5 protein-coding genes and 1 pseudogene are annotated in these 7,201 nt (G+C 43.8%); 4 read left to right on the plus strand and 2 right to left on the minus strand.

The window, feature by feature from the left end; translation table 11 throughout:
* Positions 1–8 precede the first annotated feature (8 nt).
* The 4 genes from BMZ06_RS09860 (at position 9) to BMZ06_RS09875 (ending at position 5,952) form a co-directional block, all read left to right on the plus strand.
* The gene (locus BMZ06_RS09860; RefSeq protein ID WP_089751875.1) at positions 9–1,511 is read left to right on the plus strand and encodes an aldehyde dehydrogenase family protein; all 1,503 of its coding nucleotides are present in this window, start codon (positions 9–11) and stop codon (positions 1,509–1,511) included.
* 34 nt (positions 1,512–1,545) lie between these two features.
* On the plus strand, positions 1,546–2,697 hold the full coding sequence (locus BMZ06_RS09865) for a saccharopine dehydrogenase family protein (protein ID WP_089751876.1): 1,152 nt from the start codon (positions 1,546–1,548) through the stop codon (positions 2,695–2,697).
* A 518-nt stretch (positions 2,698–3,215) separates the two neighbouring features.
* The gene (locus BMZ06_RS09870) at positions 3,216–4,592 is read left to right on the plus strand and encodes a YjiH family protein (RefSeq protein ID WP_089751877.1); all 1,377 of its coding nucleotides are present in this window, start codon (positions 3,216–3,218) and stop codon (positions 4,590–4,592) included.
* A 46-nt stretch (positions 4,593–4,638) separates the two neighbouring features.
* Positions 4,639–5,952 carry an aspartate aminotransferase family protein gene (locus BMZ06_RS09875; protein ID WP_089751878.1) on the plus strand — a complete coding sequence of 438 codons (1,314 nt, stop codon included), beginning with the start codon at positions 4,639–4,641 and terminating at the stop codon, positions 5,950–5,952.
* 86 nt (positions 5,953–6,038) lie between these two features.
* On the opposite strand, the gene BMZ06_RS09880 is transcribed toward BMZ06_RS09875, so the two are convergent.
* Positions 6,039–6,818 (minus strand): TerC family protein, encoded by a 780-nt coding sequence (locus BMZ06_RS09880; RefSeq protein WP_089751879.1) that lies wholly within the window; start codon positions 6,816–6,818, stop codon positions 6,039–6,041.
* A 145-nt stretch (positions 6,819–6,963) separates the two neighbouring features.
* Positions 6,964–7,201, minus strand: a pseudogene (locus tag BMZ06_RS20685) (IS110 family transposase); the annotation flags it as partial.

Genomic DNA, 7,201 nt, shown 5'->3' on the forward strand with positions numbered 1-7,201 from the left:
AGATTACCTTGAGTCAAAAGTTGAACCAAGAAGAAAAACTTCAGAATTTCATTAATGGAGAATGGCTGCAACCTGAAAATGGTGCGTATGCTGATGTAACCAATCCGGCTACGCTTGAAACGCTTGTGCAAGTGCCATTGTCTGGTAAAGAAGAGGTAGCTTCCGCTGTAGAGGCTGCAAAGAAAGCTCAAAAGGAGTGGGCGCTTGTGCCTGCTCCTCAGCGTGCGGAAGTACTTTATCGTGTTGGTTTAATCATGAAAGAAAGAAAAGAGTACTTGTCTCGCTGGCTGACGATGGAAAATGGAAAAGTTCTGGAAGAAGCACGCGGAGAAGTGCAGGAAGGGATCGATATGGCTTTCTATATGGCTGGGGAAGGACGGAGGTTATTCGGCCAGACCACTCCGTCCGAACTGAAAGACAAATTCGCTATGAGTGTACGTGCCCCTGTAGGAGTCGTTGGAATTATTACCCCTTGGAATTTTCCGATAGCCATAGCGACGTGGAAATCGTTCCCGGCCATCGTAGCAGGGAATGCGGTTGTTTGGAAACCCGCCTCCGAAACACCGGTCATGGCTTTTGAATTAGCTAAAATATTTGAAGAAGCGGGCCTTCCTAAAGGGGTCATCAATGTCGTATTCGGTTCAGGTTCTACCGTTGGTGAAGCCATGCTTGAAGAAAATGATATACGGGTTATCTCATTTACAGGCTCTAATGAAGTCGGGCGCGGAATTGCATCTAAGTGCGGCCAGAAACTGAAAAAAGTCTCACTTGAAATGGGAGGAAAAAACGCGGTCATTGTGATGGATGATGCTGATCTTTCATTAGCCGTAGAGGGTATTTTGTGGAGCGCATTCGGAACGAGCGGACAGCGTTGTACCGCCTGCAGCCGCGTATTGGTTCATGACAGCTTAAAGGATCAATTAGAAGAACGACTAATGTACGAAATGGCTAAGCTGACTATCGGCAACGGATTAGATGAATCGATTAAAGTAGGGCCAATTATTAATCAAAAAGGACTTGAAAAAATAAAAAGCTATATTCGAGTAGGGAACGAAGAAGGGGCCAAGCTGCTTGCGGGCGGTTATGTACTGGAAAACGGAGATCATAAAAAAGGTCATTATTTTGCACCTACATTATTCACAGATGTGAAGGCCGACATGCGTATCGCCCAGGAAGAAATCTTTGGACCGGTCGTTTCCTTGATTCCTGTAAAGAGTCTCGAAGAAGCTGTTGAGATCAATAACGGAGTGGAATTTGGCCTCTCGAGTTCCATCTTTACGAAGGATATCAATAAAGTTTTTGCAGCCCAGCGGGATCTGGACACAGGAATTGTGTATGTAAATGCAGGGACAACGGGTGCAGAAATTCATCTTCCTTTTGGTGGAACAAAAGGAACGGGCAATGGGCACCGGGATTCCGGACTTGCGGCTTTAGATGTGTTTACAGAATGGAAATCCGTTTATGTGGATTTCAGTGGTAAATTACAGCGCGCTCAAATCGACGTGGAGTAGATCGTATGGTAATGAGGGAAGAGGAGGACGGATGATGAAAGTAGCAGTACTTGGATCTGGTCTAATGGGGAAAGAAGCAGCAAGGGATTTAGTCCATAGTCCAGGAGTCGAGCACGTGGGACTCGCTGATATTGATTTATCTCGAGCGGAGAAGGTATGTCAAAGTATAGACTCTCCAAAAATTCAGGCTTATAAAGTGGACGCAGGCAACGCTGCAGAACTGGCCGCTTTCATGAAATCTTATGATGTCGTCATTAATGCGCTATTCTATTCCTTCAATGAAATGGTCGCGAGGACAGCCATTGGGGTAGGCGTAAGCTCTGTAGATCTTGGAGGGCATATCGGTCATATCACAGACAAAGTGTTGGAGTTGAATGAAAAAGCCCAGGCTGCAGGAGTGACCATTATTCCTGATCTCGGTGTAGCTCCTGGAATGATTAATATTCTATCAGGCTATGGAGTTAGTAAACTGAACAAGCTCGATTCGCTGCGCCTGTTTGTTGGAGGGATACCTGTCCAGCCAGAACCTCCTCTAGAATACAATCACGTTTTTTCAATGGAAGGTCTGCTTGATCATTATACAGATCCTTCTACTATTATTCGAAACGGTAAGCTTGAGGAAGTCTCCTCTCTTTCAGAAATAGAACCTATCTATTTTGAACGTTATGGTCCGCTTGAAGCTTTCCATACGTCCGGGGGGACGTCTACATTGCTTAAATCTTATCCAAAGGTTCGTACGCTGGAGTATAAAACCATTCGGTACCCGGGCCACGCGGAAAAGATGAAGCTATTGGTCGACTTGAATTTAACGCATAATGACAGCGAAGTTGAGGTCGGCGGTGTGAAGGTTAAAACCAGAGAAGTGCTGTTAAAGACGATTGATCCAATTGTTAGCTTAAAGAATAAGGAGGATGCGGTCCTTCTGCGAGTAAACGTGGGCGGAGAAAAGGATGGTAAACAGTCTGCCTATCAATATGAAATGGTCACCTATAAGGATCGGATCACCAATGTGACGGCCATGGCTCGAGCTACGGCGAACACGATATCTGTGGTCGCTCAGATGATTGGCAGTCAGGCCATCACTAAAAAAGGGGTCTGTCCTCCTGAGCAAATAGTTCCTGGCGATCTTTATATTAAAGAGATGGGCAAAAGAGGAGTCGTCATTACTGAAAAACAAATCATTTAGAATGATAGAAGCTGCTAAACGCAGCTTCTATTTTTTTATGAAGAGATTACTAAAGCTCCGTGACAATAGTTACAGAAAAGCTCCCATTACTTGAAGACTTGATTTCGAGACATTTGTGAGAATTAGGTCCTCCGGGGGACGATTTCGCTTTCCGGCCCTGCGTCGTGTAGGGCCATAGGAAAGCGAGTTATTTCCCCACCAGCCCTCTTCCACATAGAGTAACGGACCCAATTTATCTCGAAACTGAGTCTTACAGTAACCGGCCCTTTAGTGTAATAAAAACGATGGGAGATATATAAAAGTGTTTGGCAGGGTCTTTATTGAAAACATTAGATGATTATGTATATTTATTCCTTAATATGGATGGGATCTGCAAAAAATGAAATAGAAGAACAAGTTTCTTCTTAAAAAGTATTGAATCAATATGCATTAAAATGTATGATTAACAAATTGAAAAGGATATATAACCTTAAAATTCGAAAAAATATGCATTCATATTCAGAAGTGGAGGAAGGAAGATGGAGTTAGAAAAGCAAGAACTACAGATGGAAAAGAAATATACAGGCAAACAATTAATTAAATTCTTAATCCCGTCTATCATAGGGGTGCTATTGTTCCTAGTACCCATCTCAGTAGATGGTACGGTCACGATTGGACTCGGGGTGATGGCCGACGGGCTGCAGGCTGCTATTTCAGATTACATTCCTTTATTTATGACAAGTGTACTTTGGATTTCAACTGTCGGCGCGATTGCAATCAAAGGAATCAGTAAGCCCACTATCCGCAATCATACATTTATTGCAAAATTATTTGATGTTGGCTTATTCTGGATTGCTCTGCGTTTACTGGGAGCTGTCTTTGCAACACTGACACTGACTGGCGCAGGCCCTGAAGTGGTTTCTTCTGAATTAACTGGTCAGGTGGTACTGTTTGATCTGATTCCGGTATTAATGGTCTGGTTTTTATTTGCCAGCTTGTTCATGCCATTACTATTAGAATTTGGATTAATGGATTTTATTGGGACAATGGTTCGTAAAGTCATGCAGCCCTTATTTAAGCTGCCGGGCCGTTCTTCTGTCGATGCCTTAGCTTCATGGATGGGCAGTGGAACGGTTGGAGTGTTGCTGACTACTCAGCAGTACGAAGGAGGCTACTACTCTAAACGAGAAGCGGCCGTGGTCGCAACTAACTTTTCCATTGCATCGATAGCTTTCAGTTTAGTTATTGCAAGATTCATAGGAATTGACCATATGTTCGTTCAGTTTTATTTCACCGTAGCTGTATGTGGTATTGTAGCAGCGGTAATCTGCCCGCGTCTTCCACCACTTTCTCGAAAAAAGAGTACGTACTATGGGCCGGCTGGAAAACAAATTGATGAAGCGGTGCCTTCAGGCTTTTCAAGTTTTCAATGGGCGGTGGACCAGGCTGTAAGAAAGGCCGACCAGGTAAAAAGCGCGCGTAGTGTGATCAATCGAGGAATCTTTAATGTAGCAGACATCTGGCTTGGTCTAATTCCTCTGGTTATGGCTCTTGGAACGATTGCTCTTATGATCGCTGAATTCACGCCAATTTTCACGTTCTTATCTTATCCATTTATTCCATTTTTGAACGTACTGCAAATACCAGAGGCTCAGGCGGCTGCTCCGGCAATGATTGTCGGATTTGCGGACATGTTCCTGCCTGCTGTTATTGGATCGGGAATCGAATCAGAGCTGACCCGCTTTATCATCGGAGTCATGTCTCTGACCCAATTAGTGTATATGTCTGAGATTGGTATTCTGTTAATTAAATCGAAAATTCCTTTGAACATTGGAGAATTGTTCATTATCTTTTTACAGAGAACCGTTATTACGCTGCCAATCGCAGCTTTGATGGCTCATCTATTATTCTTCTGAACCGCGTGCTATTATAGAGAGAGTTTTTTTATGGAGGTAGTTTATAATGGGGAATGACTGGAATCATCTTGTTGAAAATATGTCAAATCGGCTCGCGCCGAGCATGGCTAAGGACCACCCGAACTTGCCGGTACTCAAAGAGGAAGGTTGCTATTACTACGGTGTAGATGGCAGGACGTATCTGGATTTTACTTCGGGTATCGCCACGACTAACGTAGGCCATCGCCATCCAAAAGTGGTGGAGGCTATTAAGGAAGGAGCAGACCAGCTAGGGCACGGACCATCTGGAGTCATTATTTACGAATCGATTTTGAAACTTGCAGATCGTCTGGCTGAAATCATGCCCGGGGATCTCGACTGCTTCTTTTTTGGAAATAGCGGAGCAGAAGCCATTGAAGGAGCAATCAAGCTAGCAAAGCATGTGACGGAACGGCCTTACATCGTATCGTTTATTGGCGGTTTCCATGGTCGTTCTATGGGAGCCCTAAGTGTCACCAGTTCAAAAAGTAAATATCGCAAGTTTTTGAATCCGACCGGATCTTATCAGGTTCCTTACGCCCAGGTGGAGGATGCTCCTGAAGGCACAGATCCAGAACAGTATGTGGTGCAGCAATTAGAAAAGGATTTCGAGCGGTTGTTTGCCCATCAAGTGACCCCCGATGAGGTGGCAGCTGTTTTAGTTGAACCCGTACTTGGAGAAGGCGGCTATATCGTCCCGCCAAAAGCCTGGCTTCAAAAGGTCCGCGAACTATGCGACTATTACGGTTTATTACTTATTTTTGATGAGGTACAGACAGGGTTTGGACGGACGGGTGAGTGGTTTGCCTCCCAAACTTTTGATGTGACACCGGATATCATGGCGATCGCGAAAGGTATTGCTAATGGAATGCCGCTCAGTGCCACGGTTGCTCCAAATGAACTAATGAAGCAGTGGCCGTTGGGAAGTCATGCCACTACTTTCGGTGGAAATCCAATCGCCTGTAGTGCAGCCAATGCGGTTCTGGATGTGATACAGGAAGAGAATCTGCTTGAAAATACGAAGGAAACAGGAGCTTATGCTGCGGAGAAGCTGAAGAAGATAAAAGACCGGCATAAATCAATCGGACGTATACGGTCAGTCGGTCTTATGATCGGTATTGAAATTGTGGATCCCGTTACTGGAAAACCCAATAGTGAAGGCTTATTTAACATTCTGGACAAGGCTCTTGAAAATGGAGTTCTCTTTTACTTTGGCGGCAATCAGACGGAAATCATTCGTATGATCCCTCCTTTAACGATAAGTAAAGAACAGATTGACGAAGGTCTGAAGATGTTTGATGAAGCTTTAACGGCTTATGAAGAAGAAATAACGGTGTATTAGAAAAAGACGAGAGATCTCTTATGATCTCTCGTCTTTATTAGTTTAAAACTTTTATTATTAATCCGCTGCGTTTTACATTTTCTATTTTAAAGCGCCGTTTCTGTTTTGACCACGGGTTCTGTTTTTTCTTTAGAAAGGAACCAGCCGCCAGCACCGATAGTCAGGAGAACAGACCAGAAGATAAGTTTCCAGGTCAGGCTTTTAGCAAAGCCTTCCGCTAATAGAGCGAGTTCAGGGTGCGCGAGTGTATAGACGGCCAGCTTAACGCCTACCCAGCCAACGATAAGATAAGCTGCTGTTTCAAGACCAGGACGCTTGTCGAGCAGAGTTACAAAATACCCGGCAGCAAACCGCATAATAATCAGCCCGATAATTCCACCGGCAAGGATCACCGCGAAATGTCCACCGTCTAAACCGCCAATCTGAGGAAGAGAGCTTGCTGGGAGCATGACCGCTAAAGCGACTGCAGCAAGGATGGAATCTACAGCGAACGCAATATCAGCAAGTTCGACTTTAACAACGGTCATCCAGAAACCAGAGCCTTTGCTTTCTGAATGTGATTTCTTTACCTTTGGTTTTAACACGTGTTTTTTCCACAAATGGTAAGCAGCTATCCCAATTAAATACAAAGCACCAATAGCTTGAACCTGCCAAATCTGGACGAGGTAGGAGATGATAAACAGAGAGGCAATTCGAAAAGCGAAAGCCCCGCCTAAACCATAAAATAGTGCCTTTTTCCGTTTCTCTTCAGGCAAATGTTTAACCATGGTCGCGATAACCAATGCATTATCTGCGGCCAAAATACCTTCTAATCCAATAAGAATAAGTAAGACCCAGCCGTACTCCATTAATAATGAAAACTCCATTCCATTATCCCCTTTTTACTTATTTATTTTTAATTTAGCCTACCCTGAAAATAATTACAGCTTTAAGACCGCACTAAATAAAGGGGATCTTATTACTTTTTTAAAAATCCCTGAATCACTTTGATATTTATTTCATTATTCTTCTCTAAGCCGACTGTGGCGATAAGTCGACTACAAAACCTAAACGTTGAAGACTCTTAATTGCCTTTTGTTTTTTTGCTTCTAATGCTTGTTGGTTATAATGGTTTGCCCCTTGTTCTTTGTACATTTCTCTTTTGGTTAATAGGTGGTACACGATCACAAGTAATGTCCGGGCGATGGCAACTCTCGCTTTCTTAGACCCTCGACGGAATTTAAGTCTTTGGTATTTGGCATGAAGATAC

The sequence above is a fragment of the Halobacillus alkaliphilus genome, from assembly GCF_900113125.1.
GTDB lineage: Bacteria > Bacillota > Bacilli > Bacillales > Halobacillaceae > Halobacillus > Halobacillus alkaliphilus.

What these genes read in the sequence shown, in the direction of transcription:
- BMZ06_RS09875 (WP_089751878.1), top strand. Translation starts at nt 4,639, where the DNA reads ATGGGGAATGACTGGAATCATCTTGTTGAAAATATGTCAAATCGGCTC.
- BMZ06_RS09880 (WP_089751879.1), bottom strand. Translation starts at nt 6,818, where the DNA reads ATGGAGTTTTCATTATTAATGGAGTACGGCTGGGTCTTACTTATTCTT.
- BMZ06_RS09865 (WP_089751876.1), top strand. Translation starts at nt 1,546, where the DNA reads ATGAAAGTAGCAGTACTTGGATCTGGTCTAATGGGGAAAGAAGCAGCA.
- BMZ06_RS09870 (WP_089751877.1), top strand. Translation starts at nt 3,216, where the DNA reads ATGGAGTTAGAAAAGCAAGAACTACAGATGGAAAAGAAATATACAGGC.